Origin of the sequence: Mesorhizobium sp. 131-2-1 (assembly GCF_016756535.1) — a bacterium.
In the GTDB taxonomy this organism is placed as follows: domain Bacteria; phylum Pseudomonadota; class Alphaproteobacteria; order Rhizobiales; family Rhizobiaceae; genus Mesorhizobium.
The window spans coordinates 2,785,313-2,806,568 of sequence record NZ_AP023247.1 but is presented as its reverse complement, the minus strand read 5'-3'; the positions used below and the strand labels follow the sequence as shown (position 1 = coordinate 2,806,568).

Below are 21,256 nucleotides of genomic sequence, written 5' to 3'. Positions count from 1 at the left end.
ACATAGCGATGTTGTCCTTTCGTCACCCATCGGCTTCGATCGGCAGCCCGGGTCCCGTCGTCGCGCTGTCGAAGCTGATCGTCTTGATCACCGCGAAGACCTTGCGGCCGAGCGCAAGCCGCAGCGTGTGTTTCGACTGTTCGGTGATGCGCGCCAGTACCGTCGCGCCATTGCAGTCGATGGCGATCTCCACCGTCGGCCCGACACCCGGCCTCACCGCCGTAATCGTCCCCGCCAGTATGTTGAGTGCGCTGAGGCCCTGCGGCTGCTCGGTCGCGATCATGACGTCGCGGGCACGGATGCGCAGCCGCACCGGCGCACCGGCCGGCCGCGCCAGGCGCGGCACGCGGATCTCGCCTGCCGGCGAGCCGAGCACGGTCATGCCGAAGCTCTCGTCATGGCGCAGCACCGTGGTGTCCAGCACCGCGCCGCCCTCGCCGCGCTCTTCCGCCGGCAACAGGTCGAGCCGCTGCATGATCTCTCCAGTCGGACCAGCCGCCGCGACCTTGCCTTGCGCCAGCACCACCACATCGCTCGCCAGCCGCGCCACCTCGGCGATGGAATGGCTGACATAAACGATCGGGATCTTCGTCTCGTCGCGCAGCCGCTCGACATAGGGCAGGATCTCCGCCTTGCGCGCCTCGTCGAGCGAGGCCAGCGGCTCATCCATCAGCAGCAGTTTCGGGCTGGCAAGCAGCGCCCGGCCGATGGCCACGCGTTGCTTCTCGCCGCCCGAGAGCTTGGCCGGCCGCCGGTCGAGCAGATGGCCGATGCCGAGCAGATCGACCACGCCATCCATGTCGGCATAGCGCTCGGAAGCCGGCGTGAACCAGCGGCCGTAGCGCAGATTGCCGGCGACGCTCAAATGCGGGAAGAGCCGCGCGTCCTGGAACACCATGCCGATGCGCCGCCTGTGCATTGGCACGAAGGCGCCCGCGGCCGTGTCGACCAGCACGCGCCCGTCGACAGCGATGCGCCCCTTCTCCGGTCTGATCAGCCCGGCGATCAGATTGATCAGTGTCGACTTGCCGGAGCCAGAAGGACCGAACAGCGCCGTCAGGCGGCCCGCGCTTTCGAAACTCGCATCGATCGCGAAATCGCCGAGGCGGTGGCCGATGTCGACAATAAGCGTCATTCGATATCCATCCGCCGGCCGACGCGCCGGGCCAGCACCTCCGACGCCACCAGTGCGGCCATCGAGATGACGATCGAGATCAGCGTCAGCCGCAGCGCGCCGTCATCGCCGCCCGGCACCTGCGTGAATGTGTAGATCGCCGACGGCAGAGTCTGCGTCTCGTTGGGGATGTTGGAGACGAAGGTGATCGTCGCGCCGAACTCACCCATCGCCTTGGCGAATGACAGGATCGAGCCGGCGATCAGGCCGGGCAGGATCAATGGCAGCGTGATGGTGGCGAACACCCAGAGCGGATTGGCGCCGAGCGTGCCGGCCGCCGCCTCCATCCTGCGGTCGACCGCCTCGATCGACAGCCGGATCGCCCGCACCATCAGCGGGAAACCCATGACCCCGCAGGCAAGTGCTGCACCGGTCCAGCGGAAGGAGAAGACGACGCCGAAATGCTCGGCCAGGAATGCGCCGGCCGGCCCGCGCTTGCCGAAGGTAAGCAGAAGCAGGTAGCCGGTCACCACTGGCGGCAGGATCAGCGGCAGATGCACCAGTCCGTTGAGCAAGGTCTTGCCCCAGAACTGCCCTCGGGCAAGCACGAGCGCAATCAATATGCCCGGTGGCAGGCTGAAAAGCATCGCCACCGTCGCCACCTTTATGGACAGCCGGACCGCATTCCATTCGTCGGGAGTGAGGTCCAGCAGCCAGTTCATGCGTTGGTGTCTTGCCTCAGTTGCTGGGCGCCAGGATGGTGAAACCCTGCGCCTTGAAGAGTTCGGCCGCCTTTGCGGACTCAAGACACTTCAGGAAAGCCGGCGCCTCCTTGTCCTTCGAATCGGCGGTCTGGGCAACCGGGTAGATGATCGGCGGGTGCGAATCCTCCGGGAAGGTGCCGACCACCTTGACGCCTTTTTCGGCGTGCGCGTCGGTAGCATAGACGATGCCTAGCCCCGCCTCGCCGGTCGACACCAGCTTCAGCGCCGCCCGCACGTTCTCGGCCTGCGCCACCTTGCCTTCGACCGAGGACCAGACGCCCAGCGACTCCAGCGCCGCCTTGCCGTATTTGCCGGCCGGCACCGCCTTGACATCGCCCATGGCGAGCCTGCCGTCGCCGATCAGCTTGGCGAGGTCGAAGCCCTTTTCGATCTTGGCCTCGACCTTGGAATCGGTCGGCGCCACCAGCACGATCTGGTTGCCGAGCAGCTTCACCTCGGTGTCCGGCTTGGTCAGTTTCTTGTCGGAGAGATACTTCATCCAGTCGAGGTCGGCCGAGATGAAGATGTCGGCCGGCGCGCCGCCCTCGATCTGCTTGGCAAGCGCCGAACTCGCCGCGTAGGAGATGGTCACCGCCTCGCCGACATCGGCCTCGCAGGCCTTGTTGACGCCATCAAGTGCCTCCTTGAGGCTGGCCGCGGCAAACACGATCACCTTGTCTTCGGCACGGGCGGCCGGCGCGGCGACCATAAGCGCGGCCGCGAAAGCGCCAATAGCGATCGCTCCCGATCCAAAACCTTTCTGCGTCATGAAACTCTCCCCGGGTTTGAAATCCGTCGGCCCAATGCCTGCCGATCGATATATCCGCATGAATATAACAAGGGAAGACATTTCGAGACCCCGGTCGTTGTGCGACAGGGTTTTCTAGGCCTACGATGGATTTTGGCAAACACAGCGAAGGAACCCTTCATGAAGATCAGTGCCCGCAACATCCTCAAGGGAACAATCGTCGAGATCGTCAAGGGAGCCACCACCTCGCATGTCCGCATCGACACCGGCGGTTCCGTCGTCACGGCCTCGATCACCAACGAGGCGGTTGCCGACCTCAAGCTCGAAAAGGGCAAGCAGGCCTATGCCGTGATCAAGGCCTCGGATGTCATGGTCGGCATCGACTGACGGCGATTGTCCGGTCAAGCGCCTGCAAAATCCGACATCGAACGCAAGGCGTGTTGAGATTCCGGTCAGGCCGGCATCACCTGAATATCAATGCACCTTAGACTGCGATCGGCGCCTTGATGGTCGCATCGGCGAAATAGTTCTCAAGCCGGAAATCCTCGAACCGGAAGGCAAAAAGGTCCTTCACCTCCGGATTGATCCACATCGTCGGCAGCGCCTTCGGCGTGCGCCGCAATTGCTCGCGCGCCTGCTCGAAATGGTTCGAGTAAAGATGCGCGTCGCCGAGCGTGTGGACGAAATCGCCGGGCTTCAGTCCGGTCACCTGCGCCACCATAAGCGTCAGCAGCGCGTAGGAAGCGATGTTGAACGGCACGCCGAGGAAGATATCGCCGGAGCGCTGGTAGAGCTGGCAGGAGAGCCGGCCTTCCGAGACATAGAACTGGAACAGGCAGTGGCAGGGCGGCAGCGCCATCGCTTCCACCTCGGCCGGGTTCCAGGCCGAGACGATCAGCCGCCGCGAGTTGGGATTGCGGCGGATCTCCTTCAAAAGGCCCGCAATCTGGTCGATCTCGCCGCCGTGCCCATCCGGCCACGAGCGCCATTGCTTGCCATAGACCGGCCCGAGATCACCGTTCTCGTCGGCCCATTCGTCCCAGATGGAGACGTTGTGATCGTTGAGATATTTGATGTTGGTGTCGCCGGCCAGGAACCACAGCAGTTCGTGGATGATCGATTTCAGATGCAGCTTCTTGGTCGTGGTGACGGGAAAGCCGCGCGACAGGTCGAAGCGCATCTGGTAGCCGAATACCGAGCGCGTGCCGGTGCCGGTACGGTCGCCACGGTCGGCGCCGTTTTCGAGCACATGCTTCAAAAGGTCGAGATACTGGCGCATCGGCTTGGCCTTGATTCGGGTCTCAGGCAATCATAACCGACTGACCGTCGGTCGAATACTACAAAGCCCGACACAGAAGTGGATCGCGCGCCAGATGTCGACGGCGCCGGCACCAGGTCGTGCTGGCTGCCGCGCTGTGGTCAAGCTTCACAGGGAGCCGAGCTTGCCGAGATCCTTCGCCACCAGGTAATAGAAAGTCACCCGGCTCTTGGTGTTGTCGGCGGCCATCGCCATGCAGACCTTCTCGATCGCGGCATCGGCCTTCTTGGCGTCGGCGACGCCGAGCTTCTTGGCGGCCCAGTTCTCCCGGACGCGCTCCAGTTCCTTCGGGTCGGTGCAGGACACCAGCGAGGAATCTCGGTTCCTGAGCGCGATGCCCAGGTGCTTGACGATCTTCTCGACCGCGTCGGCGCTGGCGCCGGCGTCGTATTTCTTCACATCCGCAAGATAGTCGGCCATCACAAAATCCCCTCGTCGGCGCCACGGATCCGGTCGATGAGGCTTGTGGCGCGCCACGCAATCTGTGCGCTGGGTGTAACTCCTCACCGGTGCAAAGCTTCGGTTGAGCGTGCGAGCAAGTCAACCCTCGACGGTCCATTTTGACATAGGGACAAAGTCCCATTCGGCCTTTCAATTTCCACGATCGGCCCCTATATTCGCTTCGTCGGCTTGACCGACTATGGCGATAAACAGGCGATGCAATAAGCCGTTCGGACCCGGGGGCGGTACCCGGCGCCTCCACCAAAAACCGCTCTTTTCGAAGGGAGCGGCTTTTGCTGGGGGCGAAATAGGATCGACGAAGGTGTAAAGATCGTACTTTTGCCCGGCATTGTACCACCGTCATCGGGCTAAACTTATAGTTGCCAACGACAACTATGCGGAAGCTCGTCTCGCTGCGTAATGCAGCGCGAACGCTTCAAATCAAGTCCTAGGGGTTCGCACTTCTAGGCGGGGTTCGGAGGTACCTGGCAACAGAAACCTCCACTTCTCCCCTCCTCCTCCTCCAGTTTCTGCAGCAGCAAGCCTGATCGGGTCTTTGCGCCTGGCACCGGTTGCGAACTGGCGCCTTTGCCGCTCGCGCCGGTCAAGCTGCGCTTCAATGCAGCCGGTTTATACTGAACATGAAAAAGGCCGGGCGAACCCGGCCATTTTCGACGATTTTGACGTTGCTTATTCCGCCGGCGCTTCGACCGCCTCGCGCGCCCGGCCAAGCGTCACCTTGGCCAGGCTGAACGCGATGACCGCGCACAGCGCGATGCCGGCCACCATCGGCAGCGGCGTGCCGTCGAAGAACAGGCCGGCAATGCCCATGGCCACCGCGCCGATGGCGAAGTGCAGCGTGCCCATCAGCGCCGAGGCCGTGCCGGCGATCTCGCCATGTTCTTCCATGGCCAGCACCGACGTGGTCGGGATGACCAGGCCGAGGAAGCCGTAGCCGACGAACAGCAGCGCCGCCATCATGTCGAGCCGGTCGACGCCGGAGGCCATGATCGCGAACAGCGCCACCATCGTCGTCGCATAGCCGGTTACCACAACCCAGACGACGCGCTTCAAGCCAAAGCGGTCCGCCAGCATCCCGGTCAGCTGCGACATGCCGATGAAGGCAACCGCGTTGATCGAAAAGAACACGCTGTAGACCGACGGCGACAGGCCGTAGTGGTCGATCAGGATGAAGGACGAGCTCGACAGGTAGACGAAGAAGCTGGCGATGCCGAAGCCGGCGATCGACACCAGCCCGAGGAAGTTGCGGTCGCCCATCAGGAAGCGGTAGCCCGACAACGCCGCGCCGAAGGATGAGCCGGCGCGCTCCTCGACCGGCCGTGTTTCCTTGAGCGAGGTCGCAAGCAGGATGGTGGCGAGCACCGCCGCGCCCGTCACCGTCCAGAACACGGCGCGCCAGCCGAAGCTCTCGATGATCTGGCTGCCGGTCAGCGGCGCCAGGATCGGCGACACCGAAAACACCAGCATCAGCAACGACATCAGCTTGGCCGCCTCATTGCCGGTGTGCAGGTCGCGCACGATGGCGCGCGGAATGGCCATACCGGCGCTGGCGCCGAGGCCCTGCAGGAACCGGAAGGCGATCAGCCACTCGATGGTCGGCGCCATGGCCGAGCCGATGCCGCCGACCATGAACAATGCGAGGCCGCCATAAAGCGGCAGCTTGCGGCCGACCATGTCGGAGATCGGCCCGACCAGGATCTGGCCGAAACCCATCGACAGGAAGAAGATCAGCAGGCTCATCTGCACTGCAGAGGTGCCGGCATGCAGGTCCTCGCCGATCGACGGCAGGGCCGGAAGATACATGTCGATAGCGAACGGGCCGATGGCGGACAACAGGCCGAGCACGACCGCGATGCGGAGGAATTTGGGACTCATGATAATGGCTTCTTTCGAATTCCGGTTGCCGCCGCGAAGGCGGCGTCTAACCTCAGGACGTTCCATCCCGTGGCGTTTCGACAGCCCAGAGCGAACTTGCCCGTTTCTCCGGAGCGAAATGCCTTTGTTATGTCCACAAAATTAGACACTCTTGTCCAAATCGTCAATCGCCGCTATATAGATTTTTATGAAGCCCGGCGTTTCTCCTGACACTTTCCCGCCACGCAGCCACGAGGCAAAGCGCATTTCGGTGGTCGAGGCCGCAGCTTCTGTCTTTTGCCGGGAAGGCTTTGCGGGCGCCAACATCGACCTGATCGCCGCCGAGGCCGGCGTGTCGCGACAAACCGTCTACAACCATCATGGCGACAAGGAAAAGCTCTTCATCGCCGTCGTGCGCGACCTGACCGAACGCTGCAACGCCGGCATCTTCGCCACCATTGCCACCTTCCCCGACCAGCCCGGCGACCTCGAGGCCGATCTTGTCGGCTTCGCCGTGCGCATGAACCGCAACTGCATCTGCAACCGCGACGGCAGGTTCCTTCGCAAGCTGATCCAGGCCGAGGGCGAGCGTTATCCCGAGCTCTTTGCCGAATGGCGCGAGCAGGGTCCGGGCCGCACCTGGTCGGCGCTTGCCGCCCGCTTCGCCCGCCTCGCCTATGCCGGCTATCTCGCGATCGAGGACCCCGATGTGGCGGCGCGCCAGTTCCAGGCGCTCGTCAACGCGGAATTGCAGATAACCTTCATGCTCGGCGGCTCGCCGACGGAGGAAGAAGTGTCGCAATCCGCCAGCAACGGCGTGCGCACCTTCCTTCGCGCCTTCGGCAGGCAGAAGGCCGCGGCCCACGCGGCCAGGAAAAGCGTGCTCGTCGGCGCCTGAGCCATCAAAACACCGGCAATGGCCCTCGCTTCGGCAGGGCTGCGATCTATATGCGGTTTACGCCGCGCTCAAGCTTCATTACAGCTATGCGGACGATTCAACGGAACCCGACCGCTACATGGCCGACGACCACATCCGCTACGACATTCTGGCCCAGGAGGCGTTGCGCGGCGTTATGCGCAAGGTCCTGGCCGAAGTCGCGCGCACCGGCCTTCCAGGCAACCATCATTTCTTCATCACATTCCTCACCGGCGCGCCGGGCGTGCGCGTGTCCTCGCGGCTGCGCGAACGCTATCCGGAGCAGATGACCATCGTCATCCAGTTCCAGTACTGGGACCTGAAAGTGTCCGACACCGGCTTCGAGGTCGGCCTCTCCTTCTCCGATGTGCCGGAGAAGCTCGAAATCCCCTTCTCCGCCGTGCGCGGCTTCTACGATCCATCCGTCAATTTCGAGCTCGAGTTCGACGTCAAGACGGACGGGGCAGCGGAAGACGAGCCGGTCCAGGCCGCGCCCGAGCCACTGGCCGTCGTCACCGAGAAGAAGTCGGAAAAGAAGAAGGCCGCCGCCGAGACCGAAAAGAAGTCGGCGCCGGCCGAAGCCGGCGGCAAGGGCGCCGACGTCGTATCCCTCGACGCCTTCCGCAAGAAGTAGCCGGACGGGCGGCGCGGCATGGGCGATGTCGTCAACCTCCGCCAGGCACGCAAGCAGAAAGCGCGCGCCGAGAAGGAACGGCTGGCCGGCGAGAACCGGGCTTTGCATGGCCGCTCCAAGGCCGAAAGAAACCGTGACCGGCTGACCGCCGACCAGGCCGAAAAGTTCATTGCTGGCCATCGCCGCGAAAAGCCGGGCGACCCGGACGCCTGAGCACATGAGCCCGGTCGAGAAACGCTCGGTGACGATCCGCGGCCACCGCACCAGCTATTCGCTCGAAAAGCCTTTTTATGACGATCTCGTTGCCATCGCGGCGGCGCGCAAGATGACGCTTGCCGCTCTCGTTGCCGAGATCGACGAGACCCGCCCGCGTGACGCCAACCTTTCATCGGCGCTCAGGCTCTTTGTGCTGGATTGGGCGAAGCGTGGGAAGAACGGCTCGTCCTAGCCGCCATCCAGCGACTTCAGCAGGTTGTCGATCGTGAACGGGTTGGACTTGGGCTTCGGTGGCGGTGGAGCCGAACCGTCATTGACGCCAGGAAGTGACCCGTCGACCTTTGGCGCTTGCTGGGCGGCCTTGCGTTGGGCGTCCCGCTTGGCCCTTTCTTCCGAGGCGATGCGCAACGCCTCTTCGGCCTTGCGGCGTTCTTCCTCGGCTTGCGCCTTGGCCGCCGCGTCAGCTGCCTGCTGTTCCGCCCTGGCTTTCGCTTCGGCTTCGGCCTTGGCTTTCGCGTCCGCCTCGGCTTGCGCCTTCGCATCCGCCTCGGCCTTGGCTTTCGCGTCCGCCTCGGCTTGCGCCTTCGCATCCGCCTCGGCTTGCGCCTTCGCATCCGCCTCGGCCTTGGCTTTCGCTTCGGCCTCGGCCTGCGCCTTGGCCTCGGCTTCCGCCTTGGCTTGCGCCTCCGCTTCAGCCTTTGCCTTGGCCTCAGCCTCGGCCTGCAGCCGCGCCTCTTCCTGTTGCCGGCGCAACTCCTCGGCCGCCCGGTCGCGTTCGGTCTGCAGCGCCGCATAGTAGCGCACCTCGCGCCGCAGCCGCTGCTTCTCCAGCAGCGCGGCCTGCATCGCCTCGACCCGCTGCTGCTCCTTCTCCAGCGCGCGCTGCGTCAGGAACTGCGCCAGCGGCTCGCTGTCGAACTGGCGGTCGGCGGCGCCGAGCGGGCCCTCGACGCTGAAATTCACCGCCGGCTCGGAGCCGACCAGCGCCTCGTCGTCGGGCCGATAGGTGATGGCGCCCTTTGCCGAGACGGTGCTGGCGTTGATATCCGCCGTGACGTCGGCGGACAGTGTCGCCGCCGGATTGTCGAGGCTTATCGGCGGCGCACGCAGCATGCCGCCGGCCACTGTGAAGGCAATGTCGGTGTCCTTGGCGGCAAAACTGCCGTTGGCGGCGATCTCCGGCGCGAAGCCGGCGGTCTTGGCCGCGTCGATATCGCGCCCGATCGCATCGGCCTTCTCAACGAAGGCGGGAAAGGCGTCCGGGTTGACGCCGGCCACGGTGAGCCCCCTCAGCGCCGCCGTACCGGAGCCGGACAAAGCGGCCACCATCGCATCGACGGACTTGCCGCTGGTCGACAGCGCCATCGAGACATCGCCGCTGCCGCTCAGGCCGGCATTCGGCAGCAAGGCCGAGAGATCGGCGCCGGCGAGCTTCATCTGGCCGGAGAAAAGCCCGGTGCCGTCATTGTTCTTCAGCTCGAACAGGCCGGTCAGCGCGCCGCCGAAGAGCCTGGCCTTGAGGTCCGAGACGCGGATGCCCTCCTGGTCGAGCTTCAGCGACAGCGACGCGTCGTGGGCGGTGACGAATGGCCCGGCGGCGAGCGCCCCCGTGGTCAGATCGAGGTCGGCGGTGAAAGGCAGGCTGGACTTCTGGCTGAACGGCGCCGTCGGCCAGCCACCCTTGCCGGCCAGCAAGGACTGATCGCCGAACAGCGCCACCACCGTCGGATCGAGATCGAGCTCGTCGAGCGCCAGGGCGCCGGCAAGGTGCGGCATCCCATCCTTCACGTCGACATTGACGTCGCCGGAAACCGCCGCCCCGTTGATGGCGCCGCTCAGCCCGCTCAGCACCAGCAGACCGCTGCCGAAATCGGCGTCGGCAGCCAGAGAAGCCGAGGTGCCGGTCCCCATGCCCGGCAGGCCGACGCCGGTCGTCATCAGCCAGGGCTCGATGTCGGAACCTTCGAGACTGACCTTGCCCTTGGCGGACACGCCTTGTTGCGGCGTATCGGCAACGGTTCCCTGGAACTCCGCCTTGAAGTCGTCGGCAGCCAGGCTGAAGCCAGTCGCCAGGCCGCCGCCGAACGAGCCCTTGGCGGAGATATCGGTGGTCGCCTCACCCAGCATGCCGAGCGGCAAGGCCGGCAGGCCGTAGAGCGCAAGCAGCGCGGCGGCATCCGGATTCCTGGCATTGAAAGTCAGCGCCAGCGGCGCTTCGGCCAGTTGATCGGCCTTGCCCTTGCCGGACAGCGATGCCGAAAAGGCCGAGCCGCCGGCCTTGCCTTGCGCGCTCACCGCCAGTCCCGTCGTGCCGTCGCCATTGTCGGCGGCGCTCGTCACCAGATCGATGCGGGCATCCTGGAGCAGTTGCGGATAGGCGGCCACCCGGGCCGCCAGCCCCTTCAGGAGCTCATTGTCGGGATAGTGCTGCGCCGCCACGTCGACCAGCGGCTTGAGATCGACGGCGACCACCGAGGCGTCGAGCTTGCCGGTCGGGCTCTCCGGGAAATCCTTGACGCGGCCGGTGGCGCTGATCGAGGCGCCGGCCAGTCCACCGACCGCAAGCCGGTCGATTTCGAGCAATCCCTTGCGCAGCCTCAATGCCGTGTCGACCGTGTCGGCGGTCAGCCCACCAGCACTGACCGGCCCGGCCTTGATCTGGAAGTCGAGATCGCGGTCCGAAAACCGGTTGGCGCCCTTGTCGCTGACGAAGATCGAGGCGAAGGCCGCCAGCCCGTCGACGTCGAGCTCGCCGCCCTCCAGCTGCATCAGCACCGACGGCCGGGCGTCGTCCGGCTGGCTGGAATCGATGCGGCCGGAAAACTTCGCCTTGCCGAGGATCAGTTCGAGATCGCTGAAGGCCTGGCGCTTTTCGCTGAGATCGACCTTGGCCTTGAAGCCGGCGGCAGGCAGCCTGCGGATCGCCTCGTCGACATCCTTGGACAGCCAGGCGGCGAAGCCCGAAGGCTGCGCCACGGCAAGCAGCAGCGAGCCGGTGAAGCCGAAATGGTCCTCGACGCTGAGCATTCCGTTGGCCTCCAGCGTGGCGCGGCCTGGCAAGGTCGCGGCAAGCGACTTCACCGACCAGCCGCCTTCGGCCGGCTCCGCCGAAAGGCGCACGTCGCGCACCGTCGTGTCGCCCGCAACGACGGCCGGCAGCCTCACCTCGACGGTGCCGGGAATGGTTGGCTTCGGCATGTGCAGAAGCGCCTGCTCCAGCGCGTTGACGCGCTGGTCGAGCGTGACGCCGGCGATGGCGGCGGCGCCGACCGCTTCATCGAACTGCACCTGCGCGCCGTTGGCCTCGATCGAGAAGCGCGGGTTCAGCCCGAGATCGACGGAAGCCTTGCCGTCGGCGGTGTAGGGATTGTCGAGCGGTCCGGTCTCGAAGCGGAACTCGTCGAAGGCGAGCTTCTGGTGATCGAGCGAGAACTTGCCGTTGAGCCGAAAACCGGGATCGGGCTTGCCGGCCGAGACCTTCACCGTCTCGCCGTCGGTGCCGCGCAGCTCGGCCGAATTCTTGTCATTGCCGGAGATCTTGAACTGGCCGGAATAGGCGACGGCGCCCTTGACGATGCCGGCATTGCCGTCGGTCTCGATGACCAGCGGATAGGCGTCCGGATCGGCCTTCAGCCGCAGCCGCATCTGGCCATTGCCTTCGGCCTTGCCGGTCGAGGCCGTGACATTGGTGCGCAGGCCGTCGAGCTTGAGCATTCCATCCATGCGCCATGGGCCCGCAAGCGACTTCGCCGAGATTGTCGAATTGATCTCGGAGATCAGGTGGCTGCGCCCGCCGGCGGCATGGCGCAGGGCGACCTCGCCTTCCGTCACCGTCAGCTTCTCGATCGCGATCTGGTTGAGGTCGAAGGGCGAGGACGGCCGCATCGCCCAGTCGACAGTGCCGTCGGCGGCGATGTCGATCGTCGCCTTCGGCCGCACCAGCCGCATGTCGAAGATCAGCACCTCGCCGCGCAGGAAAGGCGCCAGCTCCGCATCCATCGAGAAGGTCTCGACGGTCATCGCCGGCTGGCCGTCGGGACCGCCCGCAACCGCGACATTGGAGAAGGTCACCGAGGGAAACGGCAGCAGCCTTGCCGTCGCATCACCCTCCACGGTGACCTTGCGGCCGAGGATGGCGCTCGCCTCGCGCTCGAAATCGGCGCGGTAGCCCGTCCAGTCGATGAAATACGGCACCACCAGCGCCGCGCACAGCACCAGCACGAACAGGCCACCGAATATCACGAACAGACGTGCGAGCATCAGCACCGATCGGAGCGTTGAAAGTCAACCGCACTCTACCCGCATCAGCGTGTCGATAAAGAGGCAATTCGGCTGACTCGGCGTCCGCGCACAACGGCATCCGATGTTGCGTCATCGCCCGCGATCACGATATCCTTCGAGCGTATTCCCGGTTCCCGCCATCGCGCCCCCCGGTTCGCGATCATCTGAAACAACCCCTCGGAAAAAATGGAGAATTTCGGATGTCGGGCAAGAACTGGGACAGGGTGCCGATCGACGCGCAGAGTGTGGATGCGCCGCTGTCGCTGGCCGCGGTTTTCCTCGTCGTCACCGTCGCCGGCGAACAGGCTGCCCTCTCGAAAGTCGCCTCGGTGCTCGGCGGACTTGACGATCTCGTCAAGACGGTCGGCTTCCGCGATCTCTCGGGCCGGCTGTCGTGCATTGCCGGGATCGGCCGCGATTTCTGGGATCGCCTCTCTCCCGACCGGCGGCCGCTGGAGCTGAAACCGTTCGCGCCGATCAAGGGGGCGGCTCATTCGGCACCCTCGACGCCGGGCGACCTTCTCTTTCACATCCGGGCCGAACGTTCCGATATGTGCTTCGAGTTCGAACGCATCCTGCTCGACAGCCTTGGCCCAAGCGTGACCGTGGTCGACGAAGTCTCGGGCTTTCGCTACTTCGATGCGCGTGACCTGCTCGGTTTTGTCGACGGCACGGCCAACCCCACCGGCCTCGACCTGCCTGCTTCGGCGTTGGTCGGTGACGAAGACGCCGACTTTGCCGGCGGCAGCTACGTCGTCGTCCAGAAGTACCTGCACGATCTCGGCGCCTGGGCGAAAACGCCGACGCACCTGCAGGAAGAGATCATCGGCCGCACCAAGATCGACAACATCGAGATCGATGACGACGACGCGCCGCGCAAATCGCACAAGTCGCTGGCCACCATCGAGGACGACGCCGGCAACGAATACGACATCCTGCGCGACAACATGCCTTTCGGCCGGCCCGGCCAAAACGAGTTCGGAACCTATTTTATCGGCTACACCCGCTATCTCTGGGTGATCGAGAAGATGCTGCAGCGCATGTATGTCGGCGAGCCGCCGGGCGCTTATGACCGGCTGCTCGACTTCTCCACGCCGCATACCGGCACGACCTTCTTTGCCCCGACCCGTCCGATGCTGCAGAAGCTTGCCGAGGAGGCGCAAGGGTAGCGCCTGACGCCCGATAGGATGCCGCTCTCGCCTGTCAGTTGCGTCCCAGAAGCCTGTCGAGGAGGCGAACCGGCCTGGGATCGCGCACCGGCGTCCGTCGCCCGGCAATCTCCATCAGAATGGCCAGGACTGCTCCCTCGCGAAGGCTGACCTGAAAATCCCTGGCGATGAATTCCAGTGTCGAGTCATGGAACGTCAGGATGAAATGCCGATAGGCCGAAAACAGCTCGGGCGTATGGGATGAATGGACCCGGTTTGCCTTTTCCAGGGAAGCGATCCAGGACGAATTGAGAACTTCGAACGCAGAATATGGTTTCAGGCCGAGACCATAGAGCCGATGCCCGCCGATGGCTTCATCGTTCGGCGGACCGAATTGAAGCGCCAAGTATGGTTCCACCGTCAGGATTGCGAGGGGTTGGTCGCCAGTCGCTGGCGAAACCGCGCGCGGGTTCGTGCCATCGAACGCCGGGTCCGGAACGTTGGCAAGATAGGCAATCAGCAATCGCTCTTCATCCGCGAAGACATGCGGCAAGGGCGCGCCGGCCGATGACGGCGGCACATCGATTGGCTGAAGTGTCTCGCTTGCGCCCATGCCCTATTCCGCAACGGCCGGCAGGATCTTGCCAGGGTTCATGATGTTCAGCGGGTCGAGCGCCTGCTTGATCGTGCGCATGATGTCGACGCCATGGCCGAGTTCGTGGCGCAGGAAACCGATCTTGCCCTGGCCGATGCCGTGCTCGCCGGTACAGGTCCCTTCCATGGCGATCGCCCGCATGTTCAGCCTGGCGACGAATTTCTCCGCCAGCGCGATCTCTTGCGGGTTGTCGACATCCATCAGCACCAGCACGTGGAAATTACCGTCGCCGGCATGGCCGACGATCGGCGCGACCAGCCCCATCTCGGCAATGTCGGCCTCGGTCTCGGTGACGCATTCGGCAAGCCGCGAGATCGGCACGCAGACATCGGTCGACAGCCCCTTGGCGCCGGGCCGCAAGGTCAGCGACGACCAATAGGCATCGTGTCTCGCCTTCCACAGCTTCGTCCGCTCCTCGGCGACGCTGGTCCACAGGAACGGCCCGCCGCCATTTTCCTCGGCGATCATGCCGAAGGTCTCGGCTTGCTCGGCAACGCCGGCATCGCTGCCATGGAACTCGACGAACAGGCACGGGCTCTCTGGATAGTCGAGCTTGGAATAGTTCTTCATCGCCCGCATCTGCAGCGCATTGACCAGCTCGATGCGCGCCACCGGAATGCCCATCTGGATCGTGGCGATCACCGTCCTGCAGGCCGCCTCGAGGCTCGGGAACGGGCAGACGCCACCCGAGATCGCCTGCGGAATGCCCTGCAGTCTCAGCGTCAGCGCCGTGATGACGCCGAGCGTGCCCTCCGAGCCGATCAGCAGCCGCGTCAGGTCGTAGCCGGCCGAGCTCTTCTTCGCCCGCTTGCCGGTGGTAACCGCCTCGCCGTCAGCCATGACCGCTGTCAGCGACAAAACGTTCTCGCGCATCGTACCGTAGCGCACGGCATTGGTGCCGGAGGCCCGCGTCGCCGCCATGCCGCCCAGCGAGGCATTGGCGCCCGGGTCGATCGGGAAGAACAGGCCGGTGTCGCGCAGATGCCGGTTGAGATCCTCGCGCGTCACGCCAGGCTCGACGGTGCAGTCGAGATCCTCGGGATTGACCGACAGGATCCGGTTCATGCGCGAGGTGTCGATCGAAATGCCGCCGCCCGGCGCGTTGGTGTGGCCCTCCAGCGAGGAGCCGACACCGAAGGCGATCACCGGCACCCGGTGCGTAGCGCAGGCGCGCACGATCTCCTGCACCTCGGCCGTGCTCTCCACGAAGGCGACGCCATCCGGCGCCTGCGTCGGAATGTAGGTGGTGGTGTGGGCGTGCTGCGAACGGATAGCCTGGCCGGTCTGGAAGCGCTCGCCGAGCGTCTGCTTGAGGATGCCGAGCACCGCGGCGATGCCCTCCTCGTTGCGCTCGACCGGATTGAGGTCGCTCAAAGCCATGAATCACTCCGCGAATGGACCAGCCGCCACCCTTGCTGTGCGGCTATGGATGCGTAGTCTCACGACCCACGCCCTGTCCAGCGATCAAGAAGGAAATCAAGATGTCGATGCCAGCCCCCTTCATTTCCCGCGCCATGGATATCGAGAAGGACTGGATCGACTATAACGGCCATCTCAACATGGCCTATTACAACGTGCTGTTCGACCGCTGCTCGGACGACGCCTTCGAAATGATGGGCATGGGGCCGGACTATGCCAGGGAGCGCCGCCTCACCATCTACACGGCGGAAGTCCATGTCTGCTACGTGCAGGAGTTGCACCTTGAGCACAAGGTCAAGGTTTCCTTCCAGCTCATCGACCATGACGAGAAGCGGCTGAGAGCCTATCAGGAGATCCGCCATGTCGACGGCTGGCTGGCCGCCACCTCCGAGACGCTTTCGCTGCATGTCGACATGTCCGGACCGAAAGTGGCGCCCTTCCCCGCCGACGTGCTCGCCAGGATCGAGGCGATGCGCGCTGCCCATGCCACGCTGCCGATGCCGGAGCGCGCCGGCCGTTCGATCGGCATTCGCCGCAAGACCGCTTGAAGCACTTACCCGCCCGCGTTAACCTTACCAAGGATTTAACGTGAACAAGCCGATTGCGCCGTTGAACGACTCAGCAGAGCGTTCGAGAACGGTTCACATCGGGGTGCGATGCCCAGCGGCGGGGCACAGGCGGTTCGAGGAACGTGCATGAAAACCGACATCAAGGTCGAGGTGGAGAGGCTTGCCGCCGATCCGCGCATCACCGACTACGATTTTTGGCGCTCGCTGAAGAACGTCAACAACGAGATCTTCCACATCGCCAACAACAATGAGCCTATCCCCTTCGACATGATCCGCTGGCGCGCCATCCTCAAGCAGGCGCGCCTGAAGCGTGGGCATTTCTGACTTACTGACGATTCCTCATGCATGTCGCCCAAAAGTGCGCAGCGGTTTTGCGATAACGACATGCACGAAACAACAACCTGAAGCTCGACGCATGAGACCCTTTAGGGGCGACGCGCTTTCGGCGCGGCCTCGAGCGGCGAGCGCGGCGCCACCGGCGACGACTGGATGATCGCCGTGTTGGTCATCGCGTAGGGGATGATGCGGTCGATCACCCGTTCGAGCTCGCTCACCGAGCCGACATGTGCCAGCGCGATGAAGCAGTCCTCGCCGGTCACGCGGTCGCATTGCGCGATCTCGGGCAGGTCGCGGATGATCTCGGCAACGACGGCAAGCTGCCCCGGCACCGGCCTGATGCGCAGCCATGCCGAGAGCTTCATGCCGAGCGCCGCCGGATTGATCCTGACCGTGTAGCCCTCGATAACGCCGTTCTCCTGCAGCTTCCTGATCCGCTCCGCCACGCTGGGCGCCGACAGCCCGACGGCCCGCGCCAGTTCGGCTGTGCTGGTGCGTGCGTCCTGTTCCAGAATGCGCAGAAGCTTCAGGTCCGCAGCATCAAGGTTCGCATTTTCGTTTCGAAGGCGTTTCAATGGTTTTTCCATCTCTTCGCTGCGATATTGGCGAATCCAGCCAACGATCACCTATATGAACCGTAAATTCCGCCTGCGATAATGATCGCATGAGAGATCAAGCGCAAGTCTCGACCGTCAGTCCTGCCTCCGACAACGCGAGCGATACCAGCCAAGGCATTGCCGGCCCTGGCCTTTCCGCCTTGGCGACCGCGCTGCCGCCGCATCTGTGGTTCGGCGTCAGCGCCGTGTTCCACTATCTGGGGCCGGCCTTCGCGGTGTTGCTCTTCGCCCATGTCGGGGTGCTCGGCATGGCCTGGCTGCGCATCGCCACCGCCGCTCTGGTCTTTGCGCCGCTGACCCGGCCATGGACCGTTCTTGCCCGCGCCGATCGGCCGACGCGCCTGCTCCTCGTCGCCTTCGGCGCCTGCCTGGCGGTGATGAACTGTTCCTTCTACCTCGCACTCGACCGCTTGCCGATCTCGCTGGTCGCGGCGATCGAATTCGTCGGCACCATCGGTGTCGCGCTGGTCGGCCTGCGCAGTCCGCGCAACCTCGCGGCGCTCGCCATCGCCGTCACCGGCACCTTGCTCCTGATCGACGTCAAATGGTCCGACGACCCGGTCGGCCTGTTCTGGGCCTTCCTCAACGGCGCGCTGTTCGTCGGCTACATCGTGCTTGGCCACCGCCTCGCCGCGTCCGGCGCCGGCGCAGGCATTGCCGGCCTGGGTGCCGCCATGACGATCGCATTCCTCGTCGTGCTGCCCGTCGGCTTCACCGAGGCGCTGCCGGCCTTCTCGGTGCCATCGCTGCTTTTCGCCGCCATCGGCGTCGGCATCTGCTCCTCGGTCATCCCCTACATATGTGATCAGCTTGCCATGGCGCGGCTGCCGCGCGCCAGCTTCGCGCTGATGCTGTCGCTTCTGCCGCTCACCGCGACGCTGATCGGCGTCATCGTGCTGCGACAGATACCGAGTCTCAGCGACTGCCTGGGCATTGCGCTCGTGGTCGCCGGCGTCGCCGTCCACAAGCCGGCGCCGGAGTGAGCCGCCCTCGTTCGACTAGGCCAGTTTCTCCTTCAGGAAGGCGACGGTCCTGCCCCAGGCGAGGTCGGCCGCCTTCTTGTCGTAGCGCGCCGCCGAGGTGTCGTTGTTGAAGGCATGATTGGCGCCCTCACGCCGGCCGCGAAGGCCAGCCGCCGCACGGCTCTCATCACATTTTGGTCATTTCGGTAAAACTTGATGGTGAATGCCACGATATCAAGGGAAGCTGACCCTGGCTTCGCCTGTCACGGCGGTGCCCGACAAGAAGGAACAACGCTCATGACCTTGTCCGCTCCGATCCTCGCAAGCGCGCTCGTGCTCGCCGGCGCGGCCCTCCTGGCGCTGCGCTCCGCGGCGCTCACAGCCAGCCGGGCGCCGGTCAAGGTCAGAAGCGAGCAGCGCCGGCAAGGCCGCGCGAAATCCGGCAACTGAGCGTCAACACCGAGGGGGAAGACCATGGACGTCCAGGACATCGTGAACACCGTCTCCGCGAAAGCCGGCCTCGACCAGGCGGTGACGGAAAAGGTCGTCGGCACCATTTTTTCGGTGCTCGAGCACGAAGCGGAAGGCACCAGCGCCTCGAACTTCTTTGCCAGGATTCCGGGCGCCGATGCGCTGGCCCGGAAATACGATGTCATGGCCGCCGGTGCTTCCGGCGGCTCGGGCGGCGGCTTGCTGTCGTCACTGCAGGGCGCGCTCGGCGGCATGCTCGGCGAAAAGACCGGAGCGCTGATCAACGGCGTCGCCGCGCTCAAGGCCTCCGGCCTCGATATGGCGCAGATCCAGAAGGCCGGCGCGACGCTGATCCAGCAGGCGGAAGCCGCCGCCGGCCCCGATCTCACCAACCAGGTGCTTGGCTCGGTGCCTGGCCTCAAGGGCCATCTCGGGCTCTGAACGAGCTTTCACTTCGGCAAAGCGTAAGCCATCACATAGTCGCCGGGCTTGGTGCCGACCGAACCATGGCCGCCGGCGACGATGACCACGAACTGGCGGCCGTCGCCGACCGTGTAGGTCATCGGCGTCGACTGCCCGCCGGCCGGCAGCCTGGCTTTCCAAAGCTGCTTGCCGGTCGTCAGATCATAGGCGCGCAAATAATCATCGACCGCAGCCCCCAGGAAGGCGACGCCGCCGGCGGTGATCATCGGCCCGCCTATGCCCGGCACGCCCACCTTGAACGGCAGCGGTAGCGGTGTCATGTCGCGCACGGTGCCGTTGCGGTGCTTGTAGACGATCTTGCCGGTCCTGAGATCGGCGCCGGCGACATAGCCCCATGGCGGCGCCTGGCACGGGATGCCAAGCGGCGACAGGAACGGCCCCATCACCACCGCGTAAGGCGCGCCCTCGTTGCGGTTGAGCCCTTGCTCGCTGCCGCGTCCTCCATCCGGCGGCGGCACCTGGTCGCGGGGAATGAGCTGCGACTTGAACGCCAGATAGGTCGGCATGCCGAACATCACCTGCCTGACCGGATCGACCGCGACGCCGCCCCAGTTGAAGACGCCGAAATTGCCTGGATAGATCAGCGAACCCTGTACGGACGGCGGCGTGTAGCGGCCCTCATAGCGCAGGCCCTTGAGCTCGATCCGGCAGGCCAGCTGGTCGAACATGGTGATGCCCCACATGTCGGCTCCGGTCAGCGGTTTCGGATTGAAGGAGAGGTCCGACTCCGGCTGCGTCGGCGACGCGTGGTCACCCTCGATCGCACCGCCTGGCGCCGGCATCTCCTTGACGGCAATGATCGGCTCGCCGCTGCGCCGGTCGAGCACATAGAGGTCGCCCTGCTTGGTCGGCCCGACCAAAGCCGGCACGACGCCGCTCGACGTGGTGATGTCGACCAGCGTCGGCTGCGCCGGCACGTCCATGTCCCACAGATCATGGTGCACGGTCTGCCGCACCCAGCGCACTTGCCCGGTGTTGAGGTCGAGCGCGGTGATCGAGGACGAGAATTTCTCGACATTGGCGCTGCGCCCGGCGCCGAGCTGGTCCGGTGTCTGGTTGCCGAGCGGCACGTAGAGCAGACCGAGCTTCTCGTCGGCGCTCGGTGTCGACCACATGTTGGGCGAGTTGTTGGTGTAGGTCTGGTCGGCCGGCAGCGGCGTCGTCTGGTCCGGATTGCCCGAATCCCAGTTCCACAGCAGTGCGCCGCTGCCTGCGTCGTAGGCGCGGATGACACCCGACGGCTCCTGCGTCGAATAATTGTCGTTGACCGCACCACCGACGATGATCTTGCCGCCGACGATGAGCGGCGCCGAGGTCGAATAGTAATAGCCCGACTTCGGGTACGGCATGTTGGCCATGAGGTTCAGCGTGCCGCCTTCGGCGAAGGACGGACAGACCTGGCCGTTCGCGGCGTCGAGCGCGATCAGCCGCGCGTCGGAGGTAGGCAGATAAACGCGCGCGGCACAAGGCTGGCCGGCGGCGATCTTGGCGTCGGCATAGTAGGACACGCCGCGGCAGGTCTGATGCTGGCGGTTGGGGTCCAGCTTGATCTTCGGATCGTAGCGCCATTTCTCCTTGCCGGTCGCGGCATCGATGGCGATGGCGAAATTGTGCGGCGTGCAGATGTAGAGCGCGTCGCCGATCTTCAGCGGCGTCACCTGATAGGTCGTCTCGCCGATGTCGTCCGGACCCTTCACGTCGCCGGTGCGGTAGGTCCATGCCGGCTGCAGCGAAGCCACATTGTCCACGGTGATCTGGTTGAGCGGCGAATAGCGCTGGCCATAGGGCGTGCGGCCGTAGAAGTGCCACTCGCTTTCCGGGACGTTGCCGCCGAGATCGGCGGTCGGCGTCACCTTGTCGGCGCTGAGCTCGCCGGCAATGTCCCTGGGATCGGCCGTCATCGAATAGCCGGCCACGGCCAGCGAGGCCAGCACCGCCAGGATCAGCGGCGCGCGCCCGTCGGGACCGCTCAGCCCTCGCCTCGCCCATGGCGTCAAAAGCCACAGCGCCAGGAGCACGATGACGCCGCCGCGCGGGCCCAGATCCCACCAGTCGAAGCCCGCTTCCCAGACCGCCCAGCACAACGTGCCGATCACGATCGCCGCATAGAGCCAGAGCGCAAGGGAATTTCGCCTGAAGAGCAGCAAGGCTGCGATGAGGAAGGCAAGGCCGACGATGACGTAGTACCAGCTGCCGCCAAGCGAAGCCAACCAGATGCCGCCTCCGCCAAGAACCAGACCGATGAGAGCAAGGACCACGGCGGTAAGGACGGTTGCCATAACGACACTC

22 protein-coding genes, 1 other RNA gene and 1 pseudogene are annotated in these 21,256 nt (G+C 64.8%); 12 read left to right on the top strand and 12 right to left on the bottom strand.

Going from position 1 to position 21,256, the window contains the following annotated elements; translation table 11 throughout:
• Positions 1-22 precede the first annotated feature (22 nt).
• The 3 genes from modC to modA are packed head-to-tail and all read right to left on the bottom strand — an operon-like array spanning position 23 to position 2,647.
• Positions 23-1,135 (bottom strand): molybdenum ABC transporter ATP-binding protein, encoded by a 1,113-nt coding sequence (gene modC / locus JG743_RS13475; RefSeq protein WP_202300951.1) that lies wholly within the window; start codon positions 1,133-1,135, stop codon positions 23-25.
• A complete protein-coding gene (modB, locus tag JG743_RS13470) occupies positions 1,132-1,836 on the bottom strand; it encodes a molybdate ABC transporter permease subunit (protein WP_202300949.1) in 705 nt (234 codons plus the stop codon). Before modB ends, modC begins: the two co-directional genes overlap by 4 nt.
• 16 nt (positions 1,837-1,852) lie before the next feature.
• Positions 1,853-2,647: a molybdate ABC transporter substrate-binding protein gene (gene modA / locus JG743_RS13465; RefSeq protein ID WP_202300938.1), complete on the bottom strand. Its 795-nt coding sequence runs from the start codon at positions 2,645-2,647 to the stop codon at positions 1,853-1,855.
• Positions 2,648-2,806: 159 nt separating this feature from the next.
• Here modA and JG743_RS13460 point away from each other — a divergent pair, with 159 nt between their 5' ends.
• Positions 2,807-3,013 carry a TOBE domain-containing protein gene (locus JG743_RS13460; protein ID WP_202300928.1) on the top strand — a complete coding sequence of 69 codons (207 nt, stop codon included), beginning with the start codon at positions 2,807-2,809 and terminating at the stop codon, positions 3,011-3,013.
• A gap of 97 nt (positions 3,014-3,110) precedes the next feature.
• Here JG743_RS13460 and JG743_RS13455 read toward each other — a convergent pair whose 3' ends face one another.
• A complete protein-coding gene (locus JG743_RS13455) occupies positions 3,111-3,905 on the bottom strand; it encodes a thymidylate synthase (RefSeq protein WP_202302611.1) in 795 nt (264 codons plus the stop codon).
• A 147-nt stretch (positions 3,906-4,052) separates the two neighbouring features.
• On the bottom strand, positions 4,053-4,364 hold the full coding sequence (locus JG743_RS13450; protein WP_202300926.1) for a DUF2853 family protein: 312 nt from the start codon (positions 4,362-4,364) through the stop codon (positions 4,053-4,055).
• A 165-nt stretch (positions 4,365-4,529) separates the two neighbouring features.
• Here JG743_RS13450 and ssrA point away from each other — a divergent pair.
• Positions 4,530-4,891, top strand: a transfer-messenger RNA (tmRNA) gene (gene ssrA, locus JG743_RS13445).
• A 184-nt stretch (positions 4,892-5,075) separates the two neighbouring features.
• Here ssrA and JG743_RS13440 read toward each other — a convergent pair.
• A complete protein-coding gene (locus JG743_RS13440; protein WP_202300924.1) occupies positions 5,076-6,281 on the bottom strand; it encodes a multidrug effflux MFS transporter in 1,206 nt (401 codons plus the stop codon).
• 187 nt (positions 6,282-6,468) lie between these two features.
• Between JG743_RS13440 and JG743_RS13435 the strand changes: the two genes are divergently transcribed.
• From JG743_RS13435 to JG743_RS13420, 4 genes are all read left to right on the top strand, one after another.
• Positions 6,469-7,158 carry a TetR/AcrR family transcriptional regulator gene (locus JG743_RS13435; RefSeq protein ID WP_202300922.1) on the top strand — a complete coding sequence of 230 codons (690 nt, stop codon included), beginning with the start codon at positions 6,469-6,471 and terminating at the stop codon, positions 7,156-7,158.
• A gap of 118 nt (positions 7,159-7,276) precedes the next feature.
• On the top strand, positions 7,277-7,810 hold the full coding sequence (locus JG743_RS13430) for an SspB family protein (RefSeq protein ID WP_202300919.1): 534 nt from the start codon (positions 7,277-7,279) through the stop codon (positions 7,808-7,810).
• 18 nt (positions 7,811-7,828) lie between these two features.
• Positions 7,829-8,023, top strand: a complete 195-nt coding sequence (locus JG743_RS13425; RefSeq protein ID WP_202300917.1) for a DUF4169 family protein — start codon at positions 7,829-7,831, stop codon at positions 8,021-8,023.
• Positions 8,024-8,027: 4 nt separating this feature from the next.
• Positions 8,028-8,258: a ribbon-helix-helix domain-containing protein gene (locus JG743_RS13420; RefSeq protein ID WP_202300915.1), complete on the top strand. Its 231-nt coding sequence runs from the start codon at positions 8,028-8,030 to the stop codon at positions 8,256-8,258.
• On the opposite strand, the gene JG743_RS13415 is transcribed toward JG743_RS13420, so the two are convergent.
• Entirely contained in the window at positions 8,255-12,286 is a 4,032-nt protein-coding gene (locus JG743_RS13415; RefSeq protein ID WP_202300913.1) for an AsmA family protein, read from the bottom strand. The two genes, JG743_RS13420 and JG743_RS13415, sit on opposite strands and share 4 nt — an antisense overlap.
• A gap of 221 nt (positions 12,287-12,507) precedes the next feature.
• Here JG743_RS13415 and JG743_RS13410 point away from each other — a divergent pair, with 221 nt between their 5' ends.
• Entirely contained in the window at positions 12,508-13,476 is a 969-nt protein-coding gene (locus tag JG743_RS13410; protein ID WP_202300902.1) for a Dyp-type peroxidase, read from the top strand.
• 34 nt (positions 13,477-13,510) lie between these two features.
• On the opposite strand, the gene JG743_RS13405 is transcribed toward JG743_RS13410, so the two are convergent.
• Together JG743_RS13405 and JG743_RS13400 are read right to left on the bottom strand one after the other, a co-directional pair.
• The gene (locus JG743_RS13405; RefSeq protein ID WP_202300893.1) at positions 13,511-14,068 is read right to left on the bottom strand and encodes a hypothetical protein; all 558 of its coding nucleotides are present in this window, start codon (positions 14,066-14,068) and stop codon (positions 13,511-13,513) included.
• Positions 14,069-14,071: 3 nt separating this feature from the next.
• A complete protein-coding gene (locus JG743_RS13400) occupies positions 14,072-15,490 on the bottom strand; it encodes an FAD-binding oxidoreductase (protein WP_202300891.1) in 1,419 nt (472 codons plus the stop codon).
• Positions 15,491-15,591: 101 nt separating this feature from the next.
• Between JG743_RS13400 and JG743_RS13395 the strand changes: the two genes are divergently transcribed.
• Positions 15,592-16,077, top strand: a complete 486-nt coding sequence (locus JG743_RS13395; protein WP_202300882.1) for a thioesterase family protein — start codon at positions 15,592-15,594, stop codon at positions 16,075-16,077.
• A 147-nt stretch (positions 16,078-16,224) separates the two neighbouring features.
• Complete coding sequence (locus tag JG743_RS13390) at positions 16,225-16,422, top strand: hypothetical protein (protein ID WP_126053941.1); 198 nt, start codon at positions 16,225-16,227, stop codon at positions 16,420-16,422.
• A gap of 101 nt (positions 16,423-16,523) precedes the next feature.
• Here the strand turns inward: JG743_RS13390 and JG743_RS13385 are convergent, their stop codons facing one another.
• On the bottom strand, positions 16,524-17,009 hold the full coding sequence (locus tag JG743_RS13385; RefSeq protein WP_202300880.1) for an Lrp/AsnC family transcriptional regulator: 486 nt from the start codon (positions 17,007-17,009) through the stop codon (positions 16,524-16,526).
• Positions 17,010-17,098: 89 nt separating this feature from the next.
• On the opposite strand from JG743_RS13385, the gene JG743_RS13380 reads away from it, so the two are divergent.
• Complete coding sequence (locus JG743_RS13380; protein ID WP_202300878.1) at positions 17,099-18,034, top strand: EamA family transporter; 936 nt, start codon at positions 17,099-17,101, stop codon at positions 18,032-18,034.
• A gap of 15 nt (positions 18,035-18,049) precedes the next feature.
• Here the strand turns inward: JG743_RS13380 and JG743_RS13375 are convergent.
• Positions 18,050-18,163, bottom strand: a pseudogene (locus JG743_RS13375) (dienelactone hydrolase family protein); the annotation flags it as partial.
• A gap of 147 nt (positions 18,164-18,310) precedes the next feature.
• Here JG743_RS13375 and JG743_RS13370 point away from each other — a divergent pair.
• Complete coding sequence (locus JG743_RS13370) at positions 18,311-18,463, top strand: hypothetical protein (protein ID WP_202300876.1); 153 nt, start codon at positions 18,311-18,313, stop codon at positions 18,461-18,463.
• A gap of 24 nt (positions 18,464-18,487) precedes the next feature.
• Positions 18,488-18,925, top strand: coding sequence for a hypothetical protein (locus tag JG743_RS13365; protein ID WP_202300874.1), 438 nt, complete (start codon positions 18,488-18,490; stop codon positions 18,923-18,925).
• An 8-nt stretch (positions 18,926-18,933) separates the two neighbouring features.
• Here the strand turns inward: JG743_RS13365 and JG743_RS13360 are convergent, their stop codons facing one another.
• Entirely contained in the window at positions 18,934-21,246 is a 2,313-nt protein-coding gene (locus JG743_RS13360) for a glucose/quinate/shikimate family membrane-bound PQQ-dependent dehydrogenase (protein WP_202300872.1), read from the bottom strand.
• Between the last annotated feature and the right edge of the window lie 10 nt (positions 21,247-21,256).

Bases quoted from the DNA above. Each gene is read 5' to 3' on its own strand.
- JG743_RS13380 (WP_202300878.1), top strand. From the start codon at position 17,099: ATGAGAGATCAAGCGCAAGTCTCGACCGTCAGTCCTGCCTCCGACAAC.
- JG743_RS13430 (WP_202300919.1), top strand. From the start codon at position 7,277: ATGGCCGACGACCACATCCGCTACGACATTCTGGCCCAGGAGGCGTTG.
- JG743_RS13455 (WP_202302611.1), bottom strand. From the start codon at position 3,905: ATGCGCCAGTATCTCGACCTTTTGAAGCATGTGCTCGAAAACGGCGCC.
- JG743_RS13410 (WP_202300902.1), top strand. From the start codon at position 12,508: ATGTCGGGCAAGAACTGGGACAGGGTGCCGATCGACGCGCAGAGTGTG.
- JG743_RS13400 (WP_202300891.1), bottom strand. From the start codon at position 15,490: ATGGCTTTGAGCGACCTCAATCCGGTCGAGCGCAACGAGGAGGGCATC.
- JG743_RS13460 (WP_202300928.1), top strand. From the start codon at position 2,807: ATGAAGATCAGTGCCCGCAACATCCTCAAGGGAACAATCGTCGAGATC.
- JG743_RS13390 (WP_126053941.1), top strand. From the start codon at position 16,225: ATGAAAACCGACATCAAGGTCGAGGTGGAGAGGCTTGCCGCCGATCCG.
- JG743_RS13360 (WP_202300872.1), bottom strand. From the start codon at position 21,246: ATGGCAACCGTCCTTACCGCCGTGGTCCTTGCTCTCATCGGTCTGGTT.
- modC (WP_202300951.1), bottom strand. From the start codon at position 1,135: ATGACGCTTATTGTCGACATCGGCCACCGCCTCGGCGATTTCGCGATC.
- modB (WP_202300949.1), bottom strand. From the start codon at position 1,836: ATGAACTGGCTGCTGGACCTCACTCCCGACGAATGGAATGCGGTCCGG.
- JG743_RS13415 (WP_202300913.1), bottom strand. From the start codon at position 12,286: ATGCTCGCACGTCTGTTCGTGATATTCGGTGGCCTGTTCGTGCTGGTG.
- JG743_RS13435 (WP_202300922.1), top strand. From the start codon at position 6,469: ATGAAGCCCGGCGTTTCTCCTGACACTTTCCCGCCACGCAGCCACGAG.
- JG743_RS13450 (WP_202300926.1), bottom strand. From the start codon at position 4,364: ATGGCCGACTATCTTGCGGATGTGAAGAAATACGACGCCGGCGCCAGC.
- JG743_RS13365 (WP_202300874.1), top strand. From the start codon at position 18,488: ATGGACGTCCAGGACATCGTGAACACCGTCTCCGCGAAAGCCGGCCTC.
- JG743_RS13405 (WP_202300893.1), bottom strand. From the start codon at position 14,068: ATGGGCGCAAGCGAGACACTTCAGCCAATCGATGTGCCGCCGTCATCG.
- JG743_RS13395 (WP_202300882.1), top strand. From the start codon at position 15,592: ATGTCGATGCCAGCCCCCTTCATTTCCCGCGCCATGGATATCGAGAAG.
- JG743_RS13440 (WP_202300924.1), bottom strand. From the start codon at position 6,281: ATGAGTCCCAAATTCCTCCGCATCGCGGTCGTGCTCGGCCTGTTGTCC.
- JG743_RS13370 (WP_202300876.1), top strand. From the start codon at position 18,311: ATGACCTTGTCCGCTCCGATCCTCGCAAGCGCGCTCGTGCTCGCCGGC.
- JG743_RS13420 (WP_202300915.1), top strand. From the start codon at position 8,028: ATGAGCCCGGTCGAGAAACGCTCGGTGACGATCCGCGGCCACCGCACC.
- JG743_RS13425 (WP_202300917.1), top strand. From the start codon at position 7,829: ATGGGCGATGTCGTCAACCTCCGCCAGGCACGCAAGCAGAAAGCGCGC.
- modA (WP_202300938.1), bottom strand. From the start codon at position 2,647: ATGACGCAGAAAGGTTTTGGATCGGGAGCGATCGCTATTGGCGCTTTC.